We start from the raw sequence: 26,543 nt of genomic DNA, 5'->3' as shown, positions 1-26,543 counted from the left end.
GTCATATCTTTTGGATTAAGTACACCGCTTATGGATACTAAAGTTTTATATATTACGGCTGTGATTATTGCCGCAATAAGTGGTGGTTATTACTATTACAGCGGCAAGGGCAACAAGCTGCAGGCAGACTCTGCGCGCAGCATGACCTATTCCGCTCAAAATATTAACTTAACCCAGACGGATGAAGCAGGCCAGGTGTCGGTTCGTGCCCAAGTGGACCGACTCGAGCAGAACCTGCAGCTAGAAACCTCAAAGCTGGAAAATCTGCGAGCATCGACCTATGACAATGGTAAAGTCGATGCGACTTTCTTTGCCAAAATGGCGCATGGTTATGATGACAATACAAAAGTTGTACTCTCTCAAGAAGTGCTCGCCACCAAAATCATGCAAAATGGAAAAATGCAGTTTCGTACTGAAGAACTGACTGCTTTTCCGAAAACACGTGAAATTGAAACAGACAAGACAGTGATTGTGGAATCTCCACAGGCTGAATTCGTCAGCCAGGGTCTTAAAGCCAATCTTAATGATGGTCAATACGAATTCTTTAATATTCGAGGAAAGTATGAACCAAACTCCTAAAGCCAAAATGATGCACACTTTCCTGAAGCGTATGACGCTGGCGACTGTGGTTGGACTCGGTTCAATCGCTGCTTTTGCACTGCCATCTGACCGTAACCAGCCAATCACTTTGCTGGCTGACCGGGCGACTTTCAATGAGCGGACGGGTGTGACGACGTATTCGGGCAACGTTATCATTGAACAGGGCACCATGAAGCTGCAAGCCAATTCGATTGTGGCCAATCTGAACAATAAGCGTCAGATCAGCCTGATTACAGCGACAGGCAGCCCGGCACAGTTCCAGCAAAAAGTGGATCCGGCCAAAGGTCTTGCCAAAGGTCAGGCGCAGAAAATTGTCTACAATGCTGAAACCGGGATTATTACCTTGTCAGGTAATGCCTTCCTGCAACAGGACGGTGCCAGTATTCGTGGTGCGACTTTAAAATACAGCATGAACAAAGGCGATATCGAAGCTACCGGAACACCAAACAAAACCGGTTCATCGTCTGGCCGTGTACAAATCGTGATTCCACCCTCTAGTTCAACATCCTTCCCGGGAGCGCGTGATTAATGGAGCAATCACAGCAGGTTCAAACCTTAACCATTAAGCATCTGGCGAAAAACTATAATAAACGCTGGGTAGTGAAAGATGTGTCGTTCAGCATGGAAAGTGGCCAGATTGTTGGGTTGCTGGGACCAAATGGCGCCGGTAAAACCACCAGTTTCTATATGGTGGTCGGTCTGGTGCGGATGGATAAGGGGGAAATCTATCTCGATGATCTAGATCTTTCCGACCTCGCAATGCATGAACGGGCACGTAAGGGAATTGGTTATTTGCCGCAGGAAGCTTCGATTTTCCGAAAACTGACAATTTCCGAAAATATTATGGCGATTCTGGAAACCCGTAAAGATATGACCAAGGCACAACGTCAGCAACGTCTGGCGGAGCTATTGGCAGACTTTAAAATCACCCATATCAAAGATTCTTTGGGCATGAGCGTATCTGGTGGGGAACGACGTCGTGCTGAGATTGCGCGTGCACTTGCGGCTGACCCAAAATTTATGCTACTCGATGAGCCTTTTGCCGGTGTCGATCCGATTTCGGTTGGAGATATTAAGGATATTATTACGAACTTGAAAGATCGCGGAATTGGGGTGCTGATTACCGATCATAACGTGCGTGAAACGCTGGCGATTTGTGAGCATGCTTATATTGTCAGTGAAGGCGCATTGCTTGCTGAAGGCACACCAGAAGAAATTCTGGCGAATGAGACCGTGAGAAAAGTTTATCTGGGTGATGATTTCACTGTTTAAATAATCCTGCTTTATATAAAAACCCTGCATCAGACGCCAGTTGTCGGATGCAGGGTTTTTTTGATCAAATCAAAGTGAAAAAGATTTCTTTTAAAGTGATTTGACCTATTGTTATGCTAAAACAAGAAAACATTACATAATTATGCGATTTAGAGCAGAACACTTTTAAAGAAATCAGGGGAAAACAGAATGAAAAAAAAGGAGATTAATTCTTCTTTTGCCTTTATCTGTGTCTTTAGGGCATGCAGAAAGCTCACCCCATTATTTTACCAATCTCAAGAATAGCTTAGGTCAGCTGATTGCACCCAAACCGACACGGTCAGCGCATACCATTGATATTACCTCGCTCGGTCATTATTCATTAGATACATCAAAAGTAGCTGAGCTGCCGCAAATTACCCGGCCACAGTCAGGACAGCCAGCTTTCAGTCCTACGGTCACAGCTGGTATTCCACAAAAAATGAATTTGGTGGAAGCTGTACACCGGGCAGTGCAGCGACGTCCTGAAATCACACAGAGTATTTCGACATTATCTGCGCAGGCCGCGAATATCGATGTGGCGAGAGCGGGTTATTATCCGCAGTTATCCGGGGGTATCGGGACAGGTGACCTCACTTCCGGTGAACGTGGACAACAAATGGTTTCTTTGAATGCCACCCAGATGCTGTATGACTTTGGCAAAATTAAAACCAATGTAAGTGTGGAAGAAGCGCGATTGGCAGAAGAACAGGCCAAGGTGCTGGTCAGTCTGGATCAGATCGCATTTGAAGTGGCTGATGCAATAGTGAGTATCAAACGCTATCAGCAAATTCCCCAGATTGCCCAACAGCAAATTCAGGGCATTGGAAGGATTGCAGAAATTGCCAATTTGCGTGCCCGCGCCGGAATCAGCAGTCAGGCCGACCCGATTCAGGCGCAGTCCAATCTGGAAGCAGCGCAATCGAATCTGATTGTACAGCAGACCCAGCTCAGACAATATCAACAACGCTTACGTACCTTGCTAGGATTTGATGTATCCACTATTGAATGAGAGATTCCTGAGCGTATTGTGGCACAGGCTGATCTTTATCAGGATCCGGAATTTACCCAGATTCCGAACATGATTCTGGCCCATGCCGGGGTCAATGTTGCCCGTTTGCAAAAAGATCAGGCGCGATTAAGTTCTTATCCGACTATTAGTGTTAAAGGCAGTCTAAGTCAGGCGATGAATGGACGGAATCCAAATAATAATGAAGATGATGGCTTCTATAATTCAGTCATGATTGAAGCCAGCAGTAATTTGTATCAGGGTGGTGCAACGCGTTCACAGACCCGTGCCGCAAGCTATGCCGAAGAAGCTGCACGCGCACAGGTCAATACGGTCTATCTGGATGTGCTGGATCAGGTGCGCTTGATCCGCGAGCAGATTGAAAATAAACAAAAACAAATGGGGGTTTTATCCCAGCGCCGCGCAACCACGGTGCGCACCAAAGAGCTGTATCAAGAACAATATAAATTGGGTACCCGAACCGTAGTGGATTTGCTGAATGCAGAGCAAGCCATTCATAGTGCCGCGCAGGAAATTGAATCGGCACGCTATGATATTTATTCGGCGATCGTACAGTACATTCAGGTCACCGGCCGTACACGGGATATTTACGCGCTTAACCGTATTTCTATTCAGGGGTTTGAAGTTCAGCCATGAGTACTACAATAAATTATCAACCGTGGCTTAAAGCGGTTTTAAATATTGCCCGGCATTACCGGATCGAGCCTTCTGAGGAGCGGATTCGCCTGCAACTGGACTGAGACCAGCATCATGACATCGATGACATGCTCAAGATAATCAGTCGTCAGATGGGTTTAAATGTCCGTAAAAATAAATTTGAGCGCAGCCTGCTGAATCCATGGCGTTTACCTTTACTGGTTGAATTCGATAGTGGTGATGTGGGGGTGATTGAACGCATCGACACACAGGGCAATGTCAGCATCCAGCTCAGTGGTGATGAAGGTTTATCTCAAAGTTTCATGATTGAACAGTTAGAGGTTGGCATAAAGCATCTTTATGTGCTGCGTCCTGAATCTTCAGTTCCAGATGCGCGGGTGGATGAATATATCAAACCCTTTGAGAAAAACTGGTTCTGGTCAATTGTCCTGAATGACTGGAAGCGCTATATCGATGTGATGTTTGCGTCTTTAATTGCCAATATTCTGGCACTGGCCACGATAGTTTTCTCGATGAATGTCTATGACCGTGTCATTCCATCGCAATCTATTCCGACGTTATGGGTGTTGGCCGGTGGCGTGCTGATCGCTGCGATTTTTGAATTTGTATTACGTGTCTCGCGGATCTATCTATCAGACATTATTGGTAAACGCGCGGATTTAAAAATTTCCGACCGGGTGTTTGGTCATTCATTACGGATTAAAAACAGCGAACGTTCCAAATCAACAGGAACCTTTATTTCACAAATTCGTGAGCTGGAAGGCGTCCGCGAACTGGTGACTTCAACCACAGTCACAGCAATTGCCGATCTGCCATTCTTCTTCCTGTTCTTAGGGATCTTCTGGGTGATCGGTGGCAATCTGTTCTGGGTCATGTTACTCGTTGTGCCCTTAATGATTCTTCCAGGGATTCTGGCGCAGAAAAAACTGGCACAGCTGGCCCAGTTGGGGATGCGTGAATCTGCCATCCGCAATGCCTTGCTGGTAGAAGCTGTACAAGGAATTGAAGACATCAAGCTGTTAAGAGCTGAAACGCGTTTCCAGAATCAGTGGAATCATATGAATGAAGTGTCAGCCGATGTCAGCATGCAGCAACGTAAAATTGTCGGCTTGATGACTGCCTGGACCCAAAAAATTCATGGACTGACCTTTGCGATTGTGGTTTTAGTCGGGGCTTTTGCGGTGATGGAGGGTGATATGACCACGGGGGCACTGGTGGCCTGTTCGATTCTTTCTTCACGCATGCTGGCACCAATTTCACAAATTACTGGCGTGCTGGGGCGCTTGCAACAGGCCAAAGTCGCGAAATCCGGTCTGGATGAACTCATGAAAAAACCGGTGGACCAGCCGGATTATTCGCACCTGATTCATCGTCCGGCACTGGATGGGCATTATGAGCTTAACGGTGTGGTGTTTAAATATGGTGATGATGATCCGAAACCGAGTTTGATGATTCCCAAGCTAGAGATCAAGCCCGGGGAGAAAATTGCAATTCTGGGCCGTAATGGTGCAGGAAAATCGACCTTGTTGCAGCTCTTGTCTGGGATGCAGACACCGTTACAGGGCAAGGTCAAGCTGGATGGGATTGATCTGACCCTGATTGATCCGTCAGATGTGCGGCGTGATATGAGTTTGCTAAATCAGAACTCGCAGTTATTTTATGGTTCAATTCGTGAAAACCTGACTTTGGGTGCACCTTTGGCCACCGATCAGCAAATTCTGGAAGCCTTACAAATTATCGGTGCACTGGGATTTGTACAGGAGAAAAAAGAAGGGCTGGATCATATCATTTTAGAGGGTGGTGTCGGCTTTTCTGGTGGACAGCGCCAAGCCTTGTTATTGGCGCGGTTGTTGATTCGTCAACCAAAGATTTTGCTACTGGATGAACCGACCGCTGCCATTGATGATGTGTCAGAAAAACAGTTGATTGATCATCTTAAAGGTTATTTAACCCATCGTACGATGATCGTTGCGACTCATCGCCGTGCGGTATTGGAACTGGTGGACCGTATTCTGGTGGTCAATGATGGCAAGATTGTGATGGATGGACCACGGGATCAGATCCTGAATCAATCGCAAGGTGGTAAGAAGCGGGTTGTGGGAGCAAGTGCATGAGTGAACTACAGCAACTAAAACGTTCCAGCAAGGTCAGCTTTCAGGAACCGCCATTACCCAAATCAAGTGTCATCATCTGGATTATCGGCATTGGCCTACTGGTATTACTGACCTGGGCCTGGTTATTCAAATTGGAAGAAGTATCTACCGGTACTGGAAAAATAATTCCATCATCCAAAGAGCAGGTGATTCAGTCTCTGGATGGTGGTATTTTGACTAAACTTAATGTCAAAGAAGGTGAGATTGTCGAGCGTGGGCAAGTATTGGCCCAGCTTGATCCGACCCGCTTTGAATCCAACGTCGGTGAATCAGAATCCTTGCTGGTGTCATCACGTGCCACTTCAGCCCGTTTACGTGCGGAAGTCACCGGCGCACCGTTGGTCTTTCCTGAAGAAGTGTTGAAATACCCCAAATTGGTTAAAGAAGAAACGGCCCTGTATCAGTCGCGTCGAGCCAATTTGCAAGAATCTGTTGCAGGCCTGGAACAGGCTTTGTTACTGGTGCAGCAAGAACTGGAAATGACCGCTCCCTTGGTCGCCAAAGGGGCAGCCAGTGAAGTTGAAGTGTTGCGTCTAAAACGTGAAGCCAATGACCTGCGTAATCAGATGAATGATATCCGTAATCAAATATTATGTGAATGCGCGGCAAGAGCTGTCCAAAGCCAATACCGATGTGGAAACTCAGCAACAGGTGGTGCGTGGCAAGTCGGATACTTTGAGCCGAACTGTTTTTAAATCACCGGTTCGCGGTGTAGTCAAAGAGATTGATGTGATGACGCTGGGCGGCGTGATTCCACAAAATGGCAAGTTGATGACCATCGTGCCACTAGATGAAAAATTACTGGTTGAAGCACGAATTTCGCCGCGTGATATTGCCTTTATTCGCCCTAATCAAGAAGCGATGGTCAAAATTAGTGCCTATGATTATTCAATTTATGGCGGGCTAAACGGTAAAGTGACCATGATTTCACCGGATACCTTGCGTGATGAAGTCAAGCAGGATCAATTTTATTATCGGGTGTATATCCGTACCGACAGCGACAAGCTAAGCAATAATGCCGGGCAGGAATTCAATATTACGCCGGGGATGGTGGCCACCGTGGATATTCGTACTGGTTCAAAAACCGTGATGGATTATCTGATCAAGCCATTTAATAAAGCCAAAGAAGCCTTGCGTGAACGGTAATATTTGCCAAGCAATTGAGTAAAACAATCGATCAAAATCAGGCCTCTCCGTGGAGAGGCTTTTTATTTGTCTGTGCAAAGCGGGTATACTGCAGCAGTGAGAGTTTAAAGCCTGAAGTTATGCCATTTACCATTGCCAGTCTGGTCAGTTTTGAGGAAGACATCAAAAAAAGCCGCTTTCAGGCCTTTGCCACCCCTGTTGAAAATGAGCAGGACGTCAAAGATTTTCTGGAGGCTCATCGTGATCCAAGCACCACACATCAATGTTGGGCCTGGAAAATTGGCCATCAGGTACGCTTTAATGATGATGGGGAACCTTCAGGTACAGCGGGACGCCCGATTTTGGCGACCATTGAAGGTAATGAGCTGACCAATGTGCTGGTATTGGTCAATCGCTGGTATGGCGGGATCAAGCTGGGAACAGGGGGCTTGGTACGGGCCTATGGCGGTTGCGCTGGACAATGTTTGTTGTTGGCAGAAAAAATTGAACTGATTGAAAAGAAGAAGGTGCAATTTTCCTGTCAATTCAATGAATGGGCCATCTTTCAATATGAATTGAATCAGCAGCAAATCGATTATCAGGAAGAATATACAGCCGAAGGGGTGCAGGTCAGTGCCTTATTTCAGTTACATCAAATTCAATCTTTTGCCTTAAAAATTCAAGATGTGACCCGCGGCCGCGAACAGCTCAAAATCATAGAAGAAGCGACAGATGACTGACGTAGATCCATTACTGAAATATCGTGAACAGCACAAACATCGCCTGAATTATATGCCTTGGCTGTACTGGTCTTTAAAGCCTAAAAATCGTAGCTGGGCAGAAGCGTGGCAAAAGGACTATCAGGCTTACTTGATGGAAATGGAAACCGTCGAGATTGGTGAAAACTGTTTTATTTCACCTCTTGCACATATTTTCGCGGAGCCGGGACGCAAAATCATTATTGGTGATAATAGCTTTATTGCTGCAGATTGCACCTTACATGGCCCCCTAGAGATCGGTAATGAAGTGGCGATCAATCATCACTGTATTCTGGATGGTGGCCGGGTGGGGATTAAACTGCATGATCAGGTGCGCATCGCCGCTTATTGTCATCTTTATGCCTTTGATCATGGCATGGATTTGGAGCAGCCGATTTATCAGCAGCCAGTACGTTCGCAAGGCATCGAGATTGGTCGGGATGTGTGGCTCGGTGCGCATGTCGGTATCAAGGACGGAATTAAAATCGCAGATCAGGCCGTGGTGGGAATGAACAGTATGGTGACCAAGGATGTCGAGAAGCGTGCGATTGTCGCCGGTAATCCGGCCCAATTCATTCGCTATCGTGAATAAGCTTTTGGAAGTCAAGTGCTTGATGCAACAGCCTGACTCAGCAGATGGTTCGATATATTGATCTATATTTGTTCACATAAAAGTTAACATATTTCAAGTCAAGCCTTACAGATTTCGCTGCACATTTTTGAATGCTTATGCTAAGTTAAAAATAACTAAGAAATTTTTATCATAAATAGAAGAGAGGCTAAACATGAAACGTGTCATCGCCTGCATCGACTCATCACCATGTATAAACGCGCTGGCAGACGCGGCGGCATGGATTGCCAAACAGACTGGGCGTGAACTGGTCCTGTTACAGGTTTTGGATTATTACCCGGCCAGTTATCATCTGGGGGAAATCAGCGGAGTGATCGGCTTTGAAAGCAATGCCATGTTACTCAAAGAACTGGCTGAGCTTGAACAAAAACAAAGTGAAATTGCGCTGGATTATAGCAATAACCTGCTGCAACACATTTCCGAGCGGATTCTGGCAGAACACGGTATTCAAACCACACATATTCAGGAAAAGGGTGATTTTCTGGAGCAAAGCTTCCAGATCCTGCAGCCTGATGATATTGCAGTGATTGGATTACTCGGTGAACGCTCGGCTGAAAAAAACAAACCGATTGGTACCAATGTCGAAAATTTTATTCGTGGGGCAAACTGTACCGTGATGACAGTCGGGGAACAGTTTAAGCCACCGACACGATTTATTTTTGCCTATGAATATTCACCAACCTGTATCAAGATGATGAAACGGATTGCGGAAAGTGATTTGCTGCGCTTATTGCAATGCCATCTGTTATATATCGGTGATCATGCTGAAATTCTAAATGAGCCTTTGCAATATTTAAATCAGGCCGGTTTAGATGTGGTGCCACAATACCGCTATGGCGATGTCGCAGAAAATATTTTGACCTATCAGCAGGAACTCGGGATTCAGCTGATCGTGTTGGGTGCATTTAGTCACAGTAAAATCCACCAGTTCTTTTTGGGCAGTATTGCGACCACGATTTTCCGGAATTCTAAAGTGCCTTTACTGGTTGCGAAGTGAGAATTGCATATAATAGCCAAGCGCGAAGTCTAATCGTAAATTGTTACAGCTTGATTTAAAAATGACCAGAGTTATCCTCATATATTGTGGATAACTCTGTGGTTAATATTTATAAGTTAATGTTATTTATGGTAAATATGTAATTGGGTGATTTTTGTTCTTCTTGTTTTATTTCACAATCGCGAGTGCAAAACCATCATGTCCTTTGCTGCCAACCGTTTGTAAAGCAGTGCATGACAAGATACGTGGATGATTTTGAAGCGCTTTAAACATGTCACGAATGCCTTCAATACTTGGTTTATTATTGTCTGGGTTAATGATTTCGCCAGCACGAATCACATTGTCCAGAAAAATAAGTGTACCTGAGTGCGACAGGTTTAAACTGAGTTCCAGATATTCCGGATAACTCTGTTTGTCTGCATCAATAAAGATGAAATCGAAAGCTTCCGTATCTTCAGGCAGGGCTTTAAGCACATCTGCTGCACGGCCGCATTTCAGTTCGACGGTCTGTTTAAGCTGCGCGCGATCAATATTTTCCTGACCCATCGCTGCATGGGTATCACGTCCTTCAATGGTCAGGATATAGCCATCATCCGGCAAAGCACGTGCCAGCCACATGGTGCTATATGCTGCAAATGTGCCGAGTTCCAGTATACGTTTACATTGGTTCATCTGGATTAGCATCTGCAACAACATGCCTTGGTTCGGTGCTACAGCCAGATGATCAGGAAAACCGTGCGCTGCGGTATTCTCAAGAGTTTGATTCAGAATAGGGTCTTCAGGAATTAAATGTGAATCAATGTAGTGATCAATGTCTGTCCACATTTGTTGCATAGTCTTAGCACCTCGATTGCGATGCGTGCATTTTAAACTTTTCGCGGCAGAGCGCAATTTATTGTTCTATAGGTGATGATTTTTTAGGCTCTACAATGTCCTGAATGAACTTTGTAGAGTGGTTGTCATGACTTAGTAATTACACATTGAGGAATTACGGCCTAAACTCGGTCCCCAAGTACGATAACCTTGGGTATCGATGTGGATCTGGCCAGAAGCATACATGCCGAGTCCCATATTCAGGCTTTGACCATGCTGCACCCAGAACTGGCACAATTTAAACTTGGTATTTTCAATATAACTATAATCTTGTGCTTGGGGATATTCAGGCCCAATCCGGAAATCGATGGCAGAGTTGTACAGATGGCGTGAAGAGTTGGCACCACCGGCACACTGGTTTAAAGGCAGGTCACGATAGACTGACGTGACTTCAAAATCAGTCAGTACATTGGCTGCAACCAGATATTTAAAGACTTTTAAAGTTGGGATCTGATTGGCCCATAATTCACGGCTTGGAATCATGTATTGGGAACGGCCACACTTGGCCCAATCACGTGCAGTACGCATCAATTCGAAACTCGGAATGATATTGCCAACCCCATGACGTTCCAGAAAAACCTCATATTCACGCACGCGTGACAAATTATCCAGTGCCGATACCCAGTGGGTATACACATAAGGCACAGTTTTTGGGTGGGCTTTACGATCGTATTGAACACGTTCTTGTGGAATGTAAATCCGTTTTCCAGCAGGTGTGGTGGCCTGTCCAGGTTGTTTTGTGGTCGTGGTACAGCCCACAAAAACAAGAGGAATTATACAAAGACTCAATAATCCCTTTAACAAGTTCTTCATTTATAGAAATCAGATATTTACAAAATAGCGCTATTTTAGACTAAATATAGGGAGAAATTTGGAGAATATTGCAATGAAATGTGTGCGTTGAGTATAAAAAAGATCAGCATTTGCTGATCTTTTAAAGTTTAAACTAATTACTTTTCAAGGTATTGTAATTTGTCTGCTTTGCCATTCCATTCTTCACGGTCTGCTGGCTGGTCACCAATTTGTGTGATATTTGGCCATTTTTGTGACAGGTCAGCATTCAGTTCAATAAAGACTTCCTGACCTTCTGGTAATTCGTCTTCAGAGAAAATTGCATTTGCCGGGCATTCAGGTTCGCATAACGCACAGTCGATACATTCGTCCGGGTTAATCACAAGGAAGTTAGGACCTTCATAGAAACAGTCTACAGGGCAAACTTCAACACAGTCTTGATATTTACATTTAATACAATTTTCAGTGACAACGAAGGTCATGGCGACAGCTACCTAAAAAATATGGTTCTAATTACGAATGCTGTATTTTAGGCAAAAACAGGGGGAACTAACAATTCCTTTTATTGATATTTGTTATATATAGGGCTGTTAAATTTGAAAAAAGGTCGCATACCGATGAATTACAGCATTCATCGGTATGTTCAGGACATCGACCCTATGCCAGATGAGGTCTAGGACCGAGAATTAACTTGGCTGTTTGATCAGGTCTTTGAGCGCATATAACTGCTGCAAGGCTTCACGCGGAGTTAAACTATCTACATCAATATCTTCGAGTAAGTCCAGTGCAGGCGATTCTTTCTCAATTTCGATGATACGTTCTATAGGCTCCATAACTTCAGGCATTGCAAACAGATCATGCTGCGGGCTCAGTGGCTTGGCCTGATGCTGTTTTTCCAGAATCTTTAAGCGGTTTTGCGCTTCTTTAATCACTGCAGCCGGAATGCCTGCCAGTTTGGCGACCTGCAAGCCATGACTCTGACTGGCTGGGCCATGTTGTACCTTATGCAATAAAATCAGATTGCCATTCAGCTCTTTGGCCGTGACATGGTAGTTATTAATGCCACTTTCCTTATCCAGCTCGGTCAGTTCGAAATAATGGGTGGCAAATAGACATAAACATTGAATGCGTTTGATCAGATCCAGCACACAGGCCCAAGCCAGAGACAAGCCATCATAGGTACTGGTTCCACGGCCGACTTCATCCATCAGTACCAAAGACTGGCTGGTGGCATGATGCAGGATTTGTGAGGTTTCAGTCATTTCCACCATAAAGGTCGATTTGCCTGTAGACAAATCATCAGCAGAGCCAATACGGGTGAAGACACGATCCACAGGGCCTAGGGTTGCAGCTTGCGCTGGAACATAGGCGCCACAATAAGCTAGCAACACGATCAATGCAGTCTGGCGCATAAATGTGGATTTACCGCCCATGTTGGGGCCGGTAATAATCGCCATTCGATGGGAAAAATCCAGTCGTGTATCGTTCGGGGTAAAGGCCGTTTTACTCAGGGCTTCTACCACCGGATGTCGTCCGGCAGTGATACTCACGCCGACCTCAGGGCTGAATTTTGGACGCGACCAGTTGCGTAAACGTGCCTGATGGGCAAAGTTAGCGATCAGATCAATCTGGGCAATGGCGCTGCTCATCATCTGTAAATTACCGATATCCTGACGCAGTTCATCCAGCAGCATTTCAAACAGCATTTTTTCACGAGCCAAGGCACGTGATTCGCTAGATAAGACTTTGTCTTCAAATGCTTTCAGTTCAGGCGTGATGTAGCGTTCGGCATTTTTCAGGGTTTGCCTGCGGATATAATGCTCGGGTGCCTGTTCGGCTTGTGCTCGGGTTAACTCAATATAATAGCCACTAACACGGTTATAGCCGATTTTCAGTCCCGGAATGCCGCTTTGTTCACGCTCTTTGATTTCCAGATCAATCAGGAACTGGCTGGCATGATCACGAATCTGACGCAGTTCATCCAGTTCACTGTCAAAACCTTCTGCAATGACATTACCATCACGCAGCAGGACGGGTGGATTTTCTACAATGGCTGACATCAGGCGTTGATGCAAACCATGGAAGTCGCCGAGTTCTTCATTGAGCTGCACCAAGAGCGTGGACTGTTGCTGACTCACAATCGGTTGCAGGGCATGACGTAAAAATGGAATTTGCGCACAGGCCTGACGCAGTTGTACCAGATCACGTGGGCGGGCACTGCCAAGCGCAATACGGCTCAGCACGCGTTCAATATCGCTAATCTCTTTAAGCACCAGACGTACAGGTGCTTCGTGGAAACCTTGCAGCAAGGCTTGAATGGCATCCAGGCGCTCATCCAGCAGCGCGGTATCGCGTAAAGGTTGCATCAGGGTGCGACTGAGCAAGCGTCCACCCATAGCAGTCTGACAGTCATTGATCAGTTGAAATAAGGATGTCCCATGTTCAAATAAAGGCTCAATCAGTTCAAGATTACGGCGTGTCACCGGATCCAAAGCAATAAAATCTGAACTTTGTTCTAGCTGAATCGTACGGATATGCGGTAACGCAGTTTTCTGGGTTTCTTTTGCATAGTGAATCAGTGCCGCAGCCGCTGCTTTAGCCAAAGGTAAATGATCAATGCCGAAACCTGAAAGCGTGCTGACAGCAAACTGGTCGCATAAGGTTTTTTGCGCATTGTTCAGGTTGAAGTCGACATCGGGACGTTTGGTGACCGAGATATCCAGTTGCTGTTTGAGTTGTTCGGTCAATGTTGGATCAGTGATACTTTCATCCAGCAGAATTTCGCTTGGCATCAAACGTGCCAGTTCAATCATGAGCTGGTTAAGATCATAATCCTGCTGCTGTACTTTAAATAAGCCAGCGCTGAGATCGAGAAGTGCAATGCCAATCTGACTCTGCTGAATACATAAAGCCACCAGATTCGAGCTTTGATGTGCACCGAGCATGGCATCATCGGTCAGGGTGCCCGGCGTAATAATCCGAACTACACCACGCTCAACCGGTCCTTTCCCAGTAACCTCGCCGATCTGCTCGCAGATCACCACGGTTTCGCCTTTTTTGACCAGACGTGCCAGATAGCCCTCGGCTGCATGATAAGGCACGCCCGCCATAGGAATCGGCTGACCATTGGCTTTACCACGATGGGTCAGGGTAATGCCTAAAATCTTGGCTGCCTTGTGTGCATCTTCAAAGAACAGTTCATAAAAATCACCCATACGATAAAACATCAAAGAATGCGGATGCTGCATTTTCACCGACATGTATTGCTGCATCATGGGCGTTAAGGTAGAAAGATCAGCCATAATTTCTGAACTGGTCATTAAAAATAAATCCTTTCAACAAGAGATAAATGCAAATACTGCTCAATAGGCTATGCAGGAAAATTTAAAGCACGTTTTCAGTCTGGCCAATCCCACATGATTGAGCATAGGAGATCGAAAATGTGAAATGAATCTGCTGATTCAATTCAGCTTTAAAGCTGTATTGCAGCAAGTCTATCAAATTTAATTTTTAGAAAGAAATGAAATTCCAGATGAATGTTTAAGTCAGCGCTCAGATCTGCCGCTATGGCTTCTTATTCAGCACTATTTGCAATTTTAAAAAATAAACCACCGGATGTGAACATGCGGTGGTGAGTCTCAATCAAGACGATAGATTATTCCGGACCATAAAGACCAAGGTCGGTCAGATGTAATCTGAGAATCCGGCGTAATTCCAGTACGGCTTCAGGCGTTTCCTGAATCGAGTGACCACCCTTAATGACTTTGCTAGATACAGCACCATTTAGGTAAGCACTCTCATATGAAACGATATCATCGCTCATGAGCTTGGTATCTTGCGTATCTACGGTATTGCCGATAATAGAATGAAATTTGATATTTTTAGAAGGCTGAATATCCTCAGTTAATGCAGTAAATTTCGAATTTTCACTGAGATCACTCGGACCATTCTGAATCAGGTCATGCCCCAGTTCTTTAACAAACTCCTTTAACCCGATCTCACCTTGCAGGGTATCGGCAAAGGCACCCAAAAATGCGCCCGGTATACGGATAATTTTACGGGCCAGTTTGGTGTGCCAGCGGTCGGCATATTCCGTTCCACGATGCGGTGTCGCTAAGAAAATGGCTCGGCTAAAGTTCGGAATAGGCTGCATTTGCAGGCGTGCTTTAAATAACGGATTATCTTTAAACTGGGCAATGCGGGTATTTTGTACCAGCTTAAATGCATCTTGGGTAATATCGGCCTGACTGACCATTAAACGGGCAATCACTCCTCCCATACTGTGTCCGACCAGTACCGCATCTTTTTTGGCTGGCGCATTGTTCGCGACCTGGGCAAAGCCTTGCTGAACCACTGCATTAATTTGAAAACGGCTTTCCAGAATCGGCATATTAGTAGAATAAAATACCTGCCAGACCTGGAAATTTTCTCTTAATACCGGATCACCCATAATGTCGTTGGTCAGACGAATCCAGGCTTCAGGACTACTGGCCAAGCCATGAATCAATACCAGCACTTTCTTGTCCGGATTATAAGGTTCCAGCATATACAGATGCGGCATGCTCAGACTGTCTTCGCGATTAATCAGGGTCAGATAGGCTAAACGCCCCAGATTGTTCTCGGCCAGCCATAAGCCGTAAGGTGCAGAAAAGTTGGCGGCCAGCGCATATTCTTTCGAAGCCACTTTGATCTTTTCATGCTTATAAGGATCATAGAGTTTCAGGTGAAACTCCGAAGTAGATAAAATCTGTTCGGTCGAATTCGCGGATTTGGGTACAGCGGTAATGGTGGTCGCCAGATAGCGGGCTGAATGAATGTTTGGATTTTTACCATTTGGATAGTTGTGCTTGAGCGGATCGACAATATATTTTTTATCCTGCTCGGTTTGCTGTGCTTCAGGTAAGACCACTAAAAATTCTGAACCAAAACCATCACGGCGGGTGATGGAACGTAGGCCGGAAAAGTTCATATTATAGGTAGACATCAGCTGTTCAATGGTCTGGTTTTTCAGCTGCGGAAAATTTTCCAGATCAATGGTGTATACACTATCACCGACCTGAATGCGCTGGCCGGACTGTTTGGTTTTATAACGTTCAGCATAGCGTTGAATCAGATGGGCAATCGCCAGGTTATAAAAGTCACGAATCTGAACCTGGCGGTTATCAAAAATACGCTCTTGCGGCGCACGCTCGGTTTTAAATAGATAGGCATAGCTATAACGAATGCTTTTATCCAGCATAGTGAGCTGCTGATCCAGACATTTCTGGATATTCTGCTTGTGTTGTTGCTGTTTTTCCGGTGATCGGGTTTTGTTTAAAACACCGGTGTTGCATTCGGCAGACTTGGCATTTTGTAAGGAGTTGGCTAGATATAATTCACTTGCTGTAGAAAGCAATTGTTCATCTAAAATCTGGGGAATACTTTTCAGATCTTCCACACATTCTTCGGGCTGATCAATACAGATCTGAGCTTCACGACCTGTCATGGACAACACATTCAGACTGGCTTCGCTAAGCTTGTCGCGGGTCAAGATGCTGTCACGCTCATTGTTCAGCGTGACATTAATCGCCTGTTCCTTAACACTGACCACCTGACAGCCGCTGAGTACGCTGGTGATGAGTAAAGTGCACAGCATTAATCTTTTATTTATTTTTTCGTGCATAAAACTTTTCACTGAATTCAAGTTATAAAGCGGGATAATGTTTTGTATTTTACTAATTTTTTCCCATAAAAATAGACCGCCGTAGCAGTCTATTTGTAATCAAATTGAAGCGAATCTTGATTATGGGGTTACCGGTGCTGTTGCTGGGTCTGTAGCCGGAGCGGGTGTTGATGTTTGCAGAATTTGCCAAACATTCCAGCGGCCATTTTTTTCAATTTCCTGAATCAGACGGTCGGCTACTTCAGCTTCTTGCGGATATTTCACCTTATAGTTCGCCAAGGTTTGAGTGGCATTTTTTTTCTGTTCTAATGCAATATAGTTATTGGCTGCAGAAAGATAAGCCTCCTGAACGCCAGCTTTCATGGCTTTGTCCAGATAAGCGATGGCTTCTCGTTGACCACCGCCTTCAGACAGACCAAAACCAAACCAGAAGTTGACTTCAGGATCATCCGGGTTGATTTTGAGAATACGCTGGGCATAGGTCAGGGAATTGGTAGTATAGACTGAACCCAGATCCAGGTTACGTGCCATCACGCTGGCTTTAAAAGCACGCATCAATACATCAAAAGAGGCATTTGGACGGGCCGCTAAAGTATCCAGTTGTCGGGTGACTTCACGTAGTTTGGCTTCAAAGCCACGGCGTTCCTGACGATCGCTGAAACGTGGTGGATAATGACGTGCCTTACCTTCGACCATTTGCAGAAAATCGTCAATTTCAGTGATATCGATTTCATTTGAATTGGCAAGTGCTGCATAACGCATTGCACGGGTATTGCTATCTACCACTGGAATAATCAGTTTATTCACATCCAGGGTCAATTGCTTGGATGGATCATTAGGATCCGTCACCACCATCTTGGTTACAGGCTGGGCCGCAGCCTTTTTCAAATGCACTTCAAATTCAGGCGGTTCATTATAATTGAATGGATTTAAAGCATAAAATGGTGGGGACAGTTCAGGCTCTACAAAAACCACTTGGTCTACAGGTTTCTCAGCAGATTTCTGAGGAGTGATCGAACACGCAGTAATTGTGAATGCTAAGCAAGCAAGTGCCAAGGGCTTAAAGGTCATAATAGTCATCCATTCTGTTATTTTTAAAACATCTATTCAAAAATTGCATGATCGTCAGTCTATGAAAACTATAACCATCATGCAAGTAAACCCGTGTTACAGAGTGAAGTGTGATATTCAGGCCTTGGATTGGCTGGTTTGCGCTTCACATTCACGGCGCGCTTCTTCCAGAATCTCCAACTCTTTTTTGCTCAAAGGCTGGCCATCCTGTTGCTGCTTGTTAAAGGTCGGATCTAACAAAGAAAGACGATTGCACAAGTTGTTCATGCGTTTTTCATTTTGCTGAATGCGATCCAGCAGAATCCGCATACCTTCTAAAATCGGATCAGACTGGTCTTCAGTTGCGGCATAGGGCTGGAAACCGATACTTTCGGCATAGTCACGACGACGGGCTTCAGCATCATCTTTGGGTTTGTCTTTGGTAATAAAACGTGCCGGGTTGCCCACAGCTGTGGCGTTTTCAGGAACCGCTTTGGTAACGACCGCATTAGAACCGACTTTGGCATTTTTACCTACGGTAAATGGCCCAAGAATCTTGGCACCAGCACCGACTACCACGCCATCTTCTAGCGTTGGATGACGTTTACCTTTATTCCAGGTCGTTCCACCCAAAGTCACACCGTGATAAAGGGTGACATCATCGCCAATTTCAGCAGTTTCGCCAATTACGACACCCATACCGTGATCGATAAAGAAACGGCGGCCAATTTTTGCACCCGGATGGATTTCAATGCCCGTGGCAAACCGGCTAAACGAAGACAACGCACGCGCAGTTCCTTTACAGTCTTTGTTCCATAGCTCATGTGCCATGCGATGCATGATCAGCGCATGAATGCCAGGGTAAGTGGTTAAGACTTCTAAGGTATTGCGTGCTGCAGGATCGCGCGCAAAGACAGCTTGTATATCTTCTTTGAGCTGTTTTAGCATTAGATTTGATCCTCGTCCTGTGATGATGTGTGTGAAGATTTTTTCCAGGTACCGTTATTCAATGCCTGAACACGGCTGAAAATACCACGAAGTAAGTGATATTCCATACGATCTAATTGTATACGTCCGAAGAGACGACGCAAGCGTAAAGGCAATAATCTTGGATTTTTTGGATCCATAAATTCAATTTCTGCCAACATTTTTTCCAAGTGTGGATAGAACTGTTCCATCTGCGCATGATTGACCAAGGGTTCATCCCATTCCATTTCAATGCCATCAATGACTTGCATGGTCGCTTTAGCATCACGTGGTTGTTCAATTTGGCTCATCGTTGCCATGCGCATCTCATAGCAGATCACCTGAATCGCCTGAGCTACATTCAGTACGCCGTAGTCCGTATTCACAGGAATAGTCAGATGATAATTGGCCATCGCCAGTTCTTCATTGGTCAGACCACGGTCTTCGCGGCCAAATAGAATCGCGACTTCCTGCTGATCTTGTACCACGGCGGTCATGGCTTTTTCAGCGGCAGGGCGCACATCTAACAGCGGCCAGGGAATAGTACGGCTGCGTGCGCTGGTGCCGAATACAATCTGGCAGTCTTTAATGGCATCTTCAAGGGTTTCGACAATCTCGATCTGCTCGATCAGGTCAGTTGCACCCGCGGCCAGCGCGTCAATATCCGGATGCGGATAGGTTTTCGGTGCCACCAGAACCAGCTTGGACAAGCCCATGGTTTTCATGGCACGTAAGGCACTGCCGATATTGGCAGGTAAAGTGGTATTGACCATGACAATACGCACATGGGAGAGATGTGCTGAAACAGCAGCATTGTCAATTTGACTCATGAGGATTCCAATTTTAAGGTGTTTTAAAGATCAGGATTTATGAATATTGCGGCTGGGATTCAGCCTGATACAGCTCCAGTGCATCATCCATGCTCATGCCCGCAGGCGGCGGAGGAATATCCACCGGCTTGGCCTGTTCATAGGACACGGCTTTGGCAGCTTTGGACTTGACCTGATACTCAATATGCAAGGCTTCTTTACCAAAATAATCACGCAATTTGGCTAGGAGCTCATCCAGTGGGGCGACTTTCCAGTTGAGACCCAGATGCAGTTCAGTCGTGGCATACGGGTAATCCAGATATAGAATCACCGGAATATGTGCCGACATATCGACATTGCAATAAGGAGTCAGAGTCTGCTGCAAGTCACGGCTCAAGCTCTTGCTGAAATGCTCGGCTGTGAGGGTAATCTTGATGCTATTGGCACGTTTCTGGCGAATTTCATTCAGGCTAAATGCTTTGGTGAGGCGTCCCATCGGACGGTCAAAGCCTTCACGCTCATAAATTTCACCTTCAATCACCACCACTTTATCGAGCTGGATAATCTCTTTAAAGCGGTTGAAGCGTTCGTGATTGGCTGAAATCTCAATCCGTGCCGTACCATCATCCAGGGTCATCATCATTCGGTTCGGAAAGTTGGCAATATCCACCACCAATCCTGCAAACACGGTGTTCACGCCACGGCGGGTCGGCGTCAGCTCATTGATCTGACTAGGCACAAAGGCTTTCAGTTCATTGCGATACACATCAATCGGGTGACCGGTTAAATACAGACCAAGTGTATCTTTTTCACCTTTCAGACGAACTTCATCTGCCCATGGTTTGACTGGCTTAGATGGCTTGCGCTGAACTTCTTCCACTTCGCCAAACAGGTCCATGATGCCGGTTTCACGATTGGAACGTGCCTGTTCCGCAGCTTGAACCGCTTCAGGCAGTTGCGCCATCAGGTCGGCGCGGTCAATGCCTAAGCAATCCAATGCACCTGAACGAATCAGTGCTTCCAGAGTACGCTTATTGATTTTTTTCAGATCAATACGGTGACAGAAATCAAACAAGTCACGGAATGGACCTTCTTGCGCACGCGAGTCAATCACCGACTGCATCGCCGCTTCACCAACGCCTTTGATCGCACCCAGACCATAGACAATGGTTTGCTCATCAATGGCATGGAATTGATACAGCGACATATTCACTGACGGCGGCAAAACTTCCAGATTATTCTTGCGACAGTCATCAATCAGGAATACCACGTTGTCGGTGTTCTGCATCTCCGAGGTCAATACCGCAGACAGGAATTCTGCCGGATAATGCGCTTTCAGCCATGCAGTCTGATAAGCAACCAAAGCATAGGCAGCCGCATGCGATTTGTTAAAACCATAGCCGGCAAACTTTTCCATATAGTCGAAGATATGGTTGGCGGTGGCTTCATCAATGTCTTTTTTCGATGCACCTTCAATAAAGATCTGGCGCTGTTTGACCATTTCTTCCGGTTTTTTCTTACCCATGGCCCGACGTAACAAGTCCGCACCACCAAGGGTATAGCCGGCACAGTACTGTGCAGCCTGCATTACCTGTTCCTGATACACCATAATCCCGTAGGTGGGTTCTAGCACGCCTTCAAGCAATGGATGCAGATATTCAAAATCGCCACCATGCATCCGGTGAATAAAGTCAGGAATCAGATCCATCGGGCCTGGACGGTACAGCGACACGAAAGCAATAATTTCTTCAAATTTGCTTGGGCGTGCCTCTTTCAGCATCTTCTTCATGCCCACGGATTCAAACTGGAATACCGCAGTGGTGTTGGCATTGGCAAAGACCAGATATGCGGCTTTATCTTCAAGCGGGATATAGGCAATGTCTAAAGGCTGGTCAGATTTGATGCGTTTATTAATATTTTTAACCGCATCTTCAATCACGGTCAGGTTACGCAGACCCAAGAAGTCAAACTTCACCAGACCTGCAGATTCAACATCGTCTTTATCGAACTGTGCCACGCGTCCGGTACCATCGGCATCACACATGACTGCAGAGAAATCGGTAATTTTGGTAGGTGAGATGACTACACCACCGGCGTGTTTACCGGTGTTTCGGGTAATACCTTCCAGTTTTAGTGCCATTTCCCAGATTTCGGCTGCATCGTCATGGTCTGGATTGGATGGATTGGTGACGATATCTTTAAGCTGGGGTTCAGCTTCTAGTGACTCAAGCAGGCTTAGACCTAAAGGCTTGGTCGGAATCATTTTCGAGATACGATCCGCCAAGCCATAAGATTTACCCAAAACGCGCGCAACATCACGAATCGCACCTTTGGCCGCCATAGTGCCGAATGTTGCAATCTGGGAGACCGCATCACGGCCATAGGTACGTGCTACATAGTCAATCACGCGGTCACGGCCTGCGATACAGAAATCGACGTCGAAGTCGGGCATCGAAACACGTTCCGGGTTCAGGAAACGTTCGAACAGCAGTTCATAACGCAGCGGGTCAAGATCGGTAATTTTTAAGCTATAGGCGACCAGTGAACCTGCACCCGAACCACGGCCCGGACCGACCGGAACGCCGTTACTTTTCGACCACTGAATGAAGTCCATCACGATCAGGAAGTAGCCCGGGAATCCCATCGAGTTAATGATGTTAATCTCGTATTCGATACGCTCATCATAAGGCTTGCGGATTTCTGGCCAGTCTTCATCACGTTGTTCAGGCGGATACAGGAAATTCAGGCGTTCTTCCAGACCTTCTTTGGACAAGTGTGCAAAGAAGGTATCAATGGTATGACCTTCAGGAATCGGATAATCAGGCAGGAAGTATTTGCCCAGTTGCAGCGTCACATTACAGCGTTTGGCAATGTGATAGGTGTTCTCAATCGCAGATGGAATATCCGAGAACAGCGCTGTCATTTCTTCAGCAGATTTGAAATATTGTTCAGGTGAATAGGTTTTAGGGCGGCGGTTGTCACCAAGCACATAACCATCTGCAATACATACCCGTGCTTCATGCGCTTCATAATCTTCACGGGTCATGAAATGCACATCATTATGTGCGACCACACCGATATTGTATTTTTTTGCCAGCTTAACGGCTTCCAGAATAAAGTTATCTTCATCCGGACGATTGGTACGGGTCAGGGCAAGATAAACACGATTACCAAATTTTTCGACCCATTCTTCTAGCAGCGGTTCCGCTTTTTGCGGATTTGAACTCATCAGCATTTTGCCGACATCGGAATGCATGCCGAGCAGGGCAATCATGTCCTCAGGCTGATTTAAAATCCATTGTTTTTGAACGCAGGGAATATCCAGTTGCTGGCCACTGATAAAGCCTTCAGATACTAATTCAGTCAAATTACGCCAGCCGGTATTGGTCATGGCCAATAAGGTCATGCGATGTTCGGCATCATTCAGGCGAATTTCAGAACCCAGAATCGGCTTGATGCGTTTGCTCAGACATTTGCCATAGAACTTGACGGCAGCATGCAGGTTAGAAAGATCCGTGAGCGCAAGGGCAGGCATCTGTTCTTCTTCGGCAGCTTTGACCAAGTCAGGTATCCGTACGATGGATTCAGTAATCGAAAATTCTGTATGAATACCAAGATGAACAAAGTGCATAGATGAGTCCCTGCTAAAACCATTGAATAGTTTAACATGGGATTTATTGTTTCAGTTTGAAAATGAGGGGAAATGCTGAACTTTTAGATTTTAATTAAATCTTGATTTGGGGCTTTGTTCATCTCTATAACGAGATGGGATTGTTAACCGAAATTGAATTTCTGACTAGCGACATGGATGTCGCCAGTTGATCTGTGGCACAAGGAAGTGCCATCAGATCAACAAAGGGGTTTTGTTACTTTTGCCCAGTCAAAAGTAAGAGAAAACTATAAATAGTTGAAGTTTGCTCTTTCTAATATTTAAACAAAAAGCTTTAATGAGGCTTAGAATAAATAACTTGATTAGAAAAGTTAAAGTTTCAGAAAGTAAACGATTTAGAGCTGATAAAAGTTAATAATTAAAATTCTTCTTTTACTTTTGAAAGATCAAAAGTAACAAAAATCTTTTGTTAGCTTGATGATATGTCCATATATCACAAGCCAAAGGGCGACTTCCTGTCGCCGTGGTACGTATCAAATAGTTGCAGGACTTTATTTTGAAATAATGAGAAAGGGTTCGTAAGTATTAAAAACAATAAAACCCTCAAAAAGAGGGCTTTATTCATACATAAAAAACTAGCTTAACGAAGTCGGGATAACCAGTCGCCGAGGCTTTGTACAATCTGCACCAGAATCAGTAATACAATCACCGTCATGATGACCACAGAGGTATCAAAACGCTGATAACCATAAGAAATCGCTAAGTCACCAATACCACCCGCACCCACAGCACCGGCCATTGCCGTTGCACCAATCAAACTGATGGTAGCAGTAGTCAAGTTTAGAATCAGTGAGCTACGCGCTTCCGGCAGAATAAACTTAAAGATAATTTGCATTGGCGTCGCGCCCATTGCTTGGGCAGATTCGATAATACCTTCATTCACTTCAAGCAAAGATGTTTCAATCAGGCGACCAATGTATGGGCCGACATAAATGGTCAATGGAACAATCGCTGCCCATGTACCAATTGATGTGCCGACGATTAACTTGGTCAGTGGAATGACTGCAATCAGCAAGATAATAAACGGCAATGAACGTAGCGCATTCACAATCGGATTGAGACCGTGATAAATCACACGATTCGGCAGAATCCCATTCGGACGGGTCACCAGTAGGGTAATCGCCTGAATGAAGCCCCAGATACAGCCAAACAGCATCGCGAAGAACACCATATGAAAGGTTTCTTGCAATGCTGTCACGAACTGATCTATCGACAGGGAGCTTTTCCAGAACGGTGCCGTGATCGTTGTTAGCCACTGTACAATCAAATCTCTCATGCCTGTACTCCCGCCTGATCGACTTGCACGCCGTGTTGTTCAAGGAATTTTATTGCTGCTTGAATTTCTTGTACATCACCCAGTAGCTGAATAAACATCTGGCCAATCACCGTGCCATTAATTTCGGTCATATTGGCAAACAGAATATTTAAACTGATATCAAACTGTTTAATCACCGCTTGAATCACGGTTTCCTGTGCCGAGCTACCAAGGAATTTCAGGCAATAAATACTGTTGTGATTCTGGTTTTCCAGATTATTCAGAATATTGACTGGTAAATGCTGCTGTAATACGGTCTGAATAAAATTCTTGGTCGTCGGGTGCTGGGGCTGACTGAATATTTGTAAGGTACTGCCGGTTTCAATCACATCACCTTTTTCCATCACGGCGACATAATCACACACGGTTTCAATTACATCCATTTCATGGGTAACCATAACAATGGTGATGCCTTGTTCTTCATTAATTTTTTTAAGTAGCTGTAGAACAGATTTGGTGGTTTGTGGATCAAGTGCAGAAGTCGCTTCATCACAGAGTAAAATTTTTGGATGATTGGCAAGGGCACGGGCAATACCAACACGCTGCTTTTGACCGCCAGACAATTCATCTGGAAAAGCATGACGTTTATGTTTCAGGTCAATAAAGTCTAATAATTCTTCGAGGCGTTTTTCCCGTTCTGCCTTGCTCCAGCCCAGGAGTTTCATGGGCATTTCGATATTGGCTGCTACGGTTTTGGTTTGCATTAAATTGAAATGCTGGAAAATCATGCCGATGCTGGCACGTTCTTGACGCAATGCTTTGGCATCCAGTGCGGTAAAATCTGTTCCGTTAATGATAATCCGGCCTGAGCTTGGGCGCTCAAGCAGGTTGATCAGACGGATGAGGGTGCTTTTACCGGCACCACTATAACCGATGATGCCAAAAATACTGCCGGTTGGAATCTGAAGATTAATCTGATTCAAGGCATGCAAGGTTTGACCCTTAAGCTCATACTGTTTTGAAATATCTTTAAATTCAATCATAGTGTCAAAAACTGCATCACGGATAAAAAAACAGGCAAGAAATCGTCCTTGCCTGTTCTAAAAGTCTATTATAGTACTATTTTGATTCAGTTAAATACGTCACCGGTTTGTTTACCGCAACTTTCGTACCACCAAAATGTTCATCAACATATGCTTTTACTGCTGGCGTATGATACAACGCACCTACTTTTTGCAGGACTGGATCGTTTTGACGGTCTGCTGCAACCGCTAATACGTTGACGTTCATTTTTGTGCTTTGATCAATTGGCTCATAGTAAATCGCATCTTTTAATACGTTTAAACCACCTTCCATTGCCAGGGTATTGCCCAGCACAATCGCATCCACTTCGTCTTTTACGCGTACTGCAGTCGCCATTTGAATCGGCTTAATCACGATTTGTTTTGCATTTTCGGTCACATCAGACGTTGTGCCTTTGACATTGTCAAAACCAGCTTTTAACTTAACCAGACCTGCTGATTGTAAAAGTAATAATGCACGTGATTCGTTTGCGCCGTCGTTAGGAATAGCAATGGTTGCACCAGTTTTAAACTCGTTTAAAGATTTCACTTTGCTTGAGTAAATACCCATTGGCTCTAAATAAGTGGTAGATAGAGGTACAATTTTGGCTGTGTTGGCATCGTTGTAAGCCACCATATAGGCATAAGACTGGAATGCATTCACATCAATTTCTTTGTTGGCTACTGCCGTGTTCATTGACACATAGTCAGTAAAATTTTTCACATCAAGTTTGATACCGGCTGCTTTGGTTTCAGGCAGGGTCGCGATATAACGCCATACGTCTGCATCTGAACCGGTCGAAGCCATAGTTACAGTTTGAAGACCATTAGCATCTTTGCTTTGCGCTGCATCAGTGGCAGGCGCTTCTTGTTTACCACACCCAGTTAAAGTCAATACAGAGGCACTCAAGATAACGCCAAGTAACTTTTTCATGAAATTGTCCTAATTCTATTCTTGCCTAAAGTATAAGCATTTTTAAATCGTGTTAAATAAGAGTTTTATTACGATCTAAGTAGGTGGCTTGATCATTGCTGAGGAGGGCTTGAGATCGGAAGATGCAAGCGTGCAGCAACAGTTCTGGTGAACTTGATCAAGTCAGAGGCAGCCCAAATCTGATGTACTTGATCTATTTTGGAGAGAGAAAATAGATATTTTATAAGTAC

General features: G+C 45.1%; 18 protein-coding genes and 3 pseudogenes. 9 read left to right on the top strand and 12 right to left on the bottom strand.

Annotation, left to right across the window (positions count from 1 at the left end; genetic code table 11):
* The first annotated feature begins 30 nt into the window (after positions 1-30).
* The 9 genes and pseudogenes from lptC (at position 31) to J7649_RS04630 (ending at position 9,241) form a co-directional block, all read left to right on the top strand.
* Positions 31-579 (top strand): LPS export ABC transporter periplasmic protein LptC, encoded by a 549-nt coding sequence (gene lptC, locus J7649_RS04670; RefSeq protein WP_004646678.1) that lies wholly within the window; start codon positions 31-33, stop codon positions 577-579.
* The gene (lptA, locus tag J7649_RS04665) at positions 563-1,129 is read left to right on the top strand and encodes a lipopolysaccharide transport periplasmic protein LptA (protein ID WP_004646679.1); all 567 of its coding nucleotides are present in this window, start codon (positions 563-565) and stop codon (positions 1,127-1,129) included. Before lptC ends, lptA begins: the two co-directional genes overlap by 17 nt.
* A complete protein-coding gene (gene lptB, locus J7649_RS04660; protein ID WP_005107230.1) occupies positions 1,129-1,872 on the top strand; it encodes an LPS export ABC transporter ATP-binding protein in 744 nt (247 codons plus the stop codon). The genes lptA and lptB overlap by 1 nt, the downstream gene beginning before the upstream one ends.
* Positions 1,873-2,089: 217 nt before the next feature.
* A pseudogene (locus tag J7649_RS04655) lies at positions 2,090-3,556 on the top strand (TolC family outer membrane protein).
* Positions 3,553-5,691, top strand: a pseudogene (locus J7649_RS04650) (type I secretion system permease/ATPase). Before J7649_RS04655 ends, J7649_RS04650 begins: the two co-directional pseudogenes overlap by 4 nt.
* Positions 5,688-6,876 (top strand): annotated as a pseudogene (locus tag J7649_RS04645) (beta-barrel domain-containing protein). The pseudogenes J7649_RS04650 and J7649_RS04645 overlap by 4 nt, the downstream one beginning before the upstream one ends.
* Before the next feature lie 119 nt (positions 6,877-6,995).
* Complete coding sequence (locus J7649_RS04640) at positions 6,996-7,595, top strand: IMPACT family protein (protein ID WP_219309578.1); 600 nt, start codon at positions 6,996-6,998, stop codon at positions 7,593-7,595.
* Positions 7,588-8,205, top strand: coding sequence for a DapH/DapD/GlmU-related protein (locus tag J7649_RS04635; RefSeq protein WP_219309576.1), 618 nt, complete (start codon positions 7,588-7,590; stop codon positions 8,203-8,205). Before J7649_RS04640 ends, J7649_RS04635 begins: the two co-directional genes overlap by 8 nt.
* Before the next feature lie 193 nt (positions 8,206-8,398).
* Positions 8,399-9,241, top strand: coding sequence for a universal stress protein (locus tag J7649_RS04630; RefSeq protein ID WP_004279943.1), 843 nt, complete (start codon positions 8,399-8,401; stop codon positions 9,239-9,241).
* A gap of 168 nt (positions 9,242-9,409) precedes the next feature.
* Here J7649_RS04630 and J7649_RS04625 read toward each other — a convergent pair whose 3' ends face one another.
* The 12 genes from J7649_RS04625 to J7649_RS04570 all read right to left on the bottom strand — a co-directional run bounded on the left by J7649_RS04625 (position 9,410) and on the right by J7649_RS04570 (position 26,313).
* Positions 9,410-10,075: an O-methyltransferase gene (locus tag J7649_RS04625; protein ID WP_004646686.1), complete on the bottom strand. Its 666-nt coding sequence runs from the start codon at positions 10,073-10,075 to the stop codon at positions 9,410-9,412.
* Positions 10,076-10,207: 132 nt separating this feature from the next.
* Entirely contained in the window at positions 10,208-10,927 is a 720-nt protein-coding gene (locus tag J7649_RS04620; RefSeq protein WP_004279938.1) for a D-Ala-D-Ala carboxypeptidase family metallohydrolase, read from the bottom strand.
* A gap of 137 nt (positions 10,928-11,064) precedes the next feature.
* Positions 11,065-11,388 (bottom strand): ferredoxin FdxA, encoded by a 324-nt coding sequence (fdxA, locus tag J7649_RS04615; protein ID WP_004279936.1) that lies wholly within the window; start codon positions 11,386-11,388, stop codon positions 11,065-11,067.
* Between the two features lie 204 nt (positions 11,389-11,592).
* Complete coding sequence (gene mutS, locus J7649_RS04610; RefSeq protein ID WP_219309574.1) at positions 11,593-14,226, bottom strand: DNA mismatch repair protein MutS; 2,634 nt, start codon at positions 14,224-14,226, stop codon at positions 11,593-11,595.
* 335 nt (positions 14,227-14,561) lie between these two features.
* A complete protein-coding gene (locus tag J7649_RS04605; RefSeq protein WP_219309572.1) occupies positions 14,562-16,568 on the bottom strand; it encodes an esterase/lipase family protein in 2,007 nt (668 codons plus the stop codon).
* A 120-nt stretch (positions 16,569-16,688) separates the two neighbouring features.
* Positions 16,689-17,639, bottom strand: a complete 951-nt coding sequence (locus J7649_RS04600) for an ABUW_2363 family tetratricopeptide repeat lipoprotein (protein ID WP_114540776.1) — start codon at positions 17,637-17,639, stop codon at positions 16,689-16,691.
* 117 nt (positions 17,640-17,756) lie between these two features.
* Positions 17,757-18,566 carry a serine O-acetyltransferase gene (gene cysE / locus J7649_RS04595; RefSeq protein ID WP_004279928.1) on the bottom strand — a complete coding sequence of 270 codons (810 nt, stop codon included), beginning with the start codon at positions 18,564-18,566 and terminating at the stop codon, positions 17,757-17,759.
* A complete protein-coding gene (locus tag J7649_RS04590; protein ID WP_004279927.1) occupies positions 18,566-19,414 on the bottom strand; it encodes an RNA methyltransferase in 849 nt (282 codons plus the stop codon). Before J7649_RS04590 ends, cysE begins: the two co-directional genes overlap by 1 nt.
* 37 nt (positions 19,415-19,451) lie before the next feature.
* Positions 19,452-23,024: a DNA polymerase III subunit alpha gene (dnaE, locus tag J7649_RS04585; RefSeq protein ID WP_219309570.1), complete on the bottom strand. Its 3,573-nt coding sequence runs from the start codon at positions 23,022-23,024 to the stop codon at positions 19,452-19,454.
* Between the two features lie 619 nt (positions 23,025-23,643).
* Positions 23,644-24,339 (bottom strand): methionine ABC transporter permease, encoded by a 696-nt coding sequence (locus J7649_RS04580; protein ID WP_004279923.1) that lies wholly within the window; start codon positions 24,337-24,339, stop codon positions 23,644-23,646.
* Positions 24,336-25,361, bottom strand: coding sequence for a methionine ABC transporter ATP-binding protein (locus J7649_RS04575; RefSeq protein ID WP_071852172.1), 1,026 nt, complete (start codon positions 25,359-25,361; stop codon positions 24,336-24,338). The genes J7649_RS04580 and J7649_RS04575 overlap by 4 nt, the downstream gene beginning before the upstream one ends.
* 76 nt (positions 25,362-25,437) lie before the next feature.
* Entirely contained in the window at positions 25,438-26,313 is an 876-nt protein-coding gene (locus J7649_RS04570; RefSeq protein WP_005263086.1) for a MetQ/NlpA family ABC transporter substrate-binding protein, read from the bottom strand.
* Positions 26,314-26,543 lie beyond the last annotated feature (230 nt).

Source organism: Acinetobacter lwoffii (assembly GCF_019343495.1).
In the GTDB taxonomy this organism is placed as follows: Bacteria; Pseudomonadota; Gammaproteobacteria; order Pseudomonadales; family Moraxellaceae; genus Acinetobacter; species Acinetobacter lwoffii_P.
Note: the sequence above shows the minus strand (reverse complement) of the source record. Positions and strands in the feature narration are given on the sequence as shown.